This window comes from Azospirillum sp. B506, assembly GCF_000333595.1.
Taxonomy (GTDB): domain Bacteria; phylum Pseudomonadota; class Alphaproteobacteria; order Azospirillales; family Azospirillaceae; genus Azospirillum.
On sequence record NZ_BADK01000085.1, the window covers coordinates 1 to 1,839 of the forward strand.

Annotated in this window: 2 protein-coding genes; one reads left to right on the top strand and one right to left on the bottom strand. The window is 64.9% G+C overall.

Going from position 1 to position 1,839, the window contains the following annotated elements; genetic code table 11:
* The coding region (locus tag I71_RS02885) for a pentapeptide repeat-containing protein (RefSeq protein WP_042690246.1) at window positions 1-1,121 on the bottom strand (1,121 nt) is incomplete at its 3' end.
* Between the two features lie 188 nt (window positions 1,122-1,309).
* Between I71_RS02885 and phoU the strand changes: the two genes are divergently transcribed.
* The coding region (phoU, locus tag I71_RS02890; RefSeq protein ID WP_042690249.1) for a phosphate signaling complex protein PhoU at window positions 1,310-1,839 on the top strand (530 nt) is incomplete at its 3' end.

A 1,839-nucleotide genomic window follows, 5' to 3' on the forward strand; every position in this document is an offset into this window, starting at 1 on the left:
TTCAGGTTCGCTGCCCACAGGCGACCGGTCGGCTGACCATCCGGTCCCTTTATATCGACCCAGCCGACTCCCGCCCCGTCCAGCCTCACTCCCTCCATGTTGGCGCCGCGCATGTTGGCGCCGTCCAGGATCGCGCCACTGAAATCGGCGCCGGCCAGCATGGATTCCGAGATGTCGCACATGATCAGCAGCGCTTCGCGCATCTTGGCGCCGCTGAGGTTTGCCCGCTTCAGGTTGGCGCCCGACAGGTTCACTCCCGACAGGTCGATATGGCTGAGGTCGGCACCGGTCAGATCGGCCCGCGCGCCCATCGTTCCATTGGTGTTGATCCATGTGTAATGGCTGTGCAGCGCCTGTTGGATCTGAACGGAGAAATTGTCGGCCGAGCGCGCGAGATTGGCGCCGGTGGTGTCGGCTCCGGCCAGATCGGCGCCTTCCAGCTTCGCCCCCTGGAGATCGGCGTTGCGCAGGTTGGCACCGGCCAGCATGGCGCCGGACAGGTTGGCGTCACGCAGCACGGCCCCCTGCAGGTTCACGCCCGACAGGTTGCTGCCACGCAGGTCGGCGCGGGCGAGGTTGCAGCTTTTCATGCTGGCGCGCATCAGCGTAGCGCCTGTCAGCAGCGCGCCCTCGCAATCCGCGCCGTTCATCGACACATCGGTCAGGTCGGCACCCGACAGGTTGGCGTTGTTCAGCGACGCATCGTCGAAATCGGTCCCCGACAGGTCGGAGCGGACAAAATCCAGTCCCTTGCCATTTTTGCCGCCCTGTCCGCCATAGAGCAGGGCGCCGCCGCGCAGGTCGGCCTCCCTCAGGATGGCGCGCTTCAATTTGGCGCCGCGCATATGGGCACCGCGCAGGTCGGCACGGAACAGGTTGCAGCCCGACAAATCCGCTTTCGTCAGGTGCGCGGCGAACAGGTCGGCGGTGCTGAGATTGGCGTTGGACAGGTCGCAATGGGACAGGTTGGCACCGGACAGCTTGCCCTGGGCCAGATTGACCCCGGACAGATTCGAACCTTCCATGTTCGCCATGGTCAGGTTGGCGCGCGAACCGCCCGACTTGTTCTTCAGCCAGCGCTCGTGCTTTTCCAGCACGGCAACCAACTCGTGCGGTGTCATCTGCCCTATCCGGTCTGCATGGTTGCGTGGTCCATCGATAGACCAGTGTCCTGAAATAATCTATGCCAAAGGTTAAAGCAGACACCAGTGCCGATACGGCTTGGCGCCGGCGGCGTCAGCCCCCATCTGCGGGGCGCAGGGCGCCGATCCGCCTGTCGTAGCCCAGTCAGAACAAGGAGTTGGGGATCATGTCGGGTGGACATACGATTGCGGCCTTCGATGCAGAACTTACGGCCTTGCGCGGCACCATCGACCGGATGGGCGAGTTGGTGGAGCGGCAGGTGGCCCTTGCGCTCGATTCGCTTGCCGGCCCCGATGCCGACATCGCCGGCGAGGTGCTGAAGGGAGACGCGGAAATCGACCGCCTGGAAGCGGAGGTCGAGGCGATGACCGTTCGTTTGCTGGCTCTGCGCCAGCCGATGGCGAAGGATCTGCGCGAGATCGTCGCGGCACTCAAGATCGCCTCCAACCTGGAACGGATGGGAGATTTCGCCGGTTCCGTCGCCAAGCGGGCGGTGACGTTGGCCACCCTGCCGGTGGCGCCGCCGGTCGCCTCGCTGGTCCGCATGGGGCGGATGGTTCAGGCGATGATCGGCGACATGCGCCGCGCCTATGCGTTGCAGGACGCCGACCTCGCAACCTCCGTCCGCGATCGCGATGGCGAGGTCGATGCCGCCTACACCGCGCTGTTCCGCGAGTTCCTCACCTACATGATGGA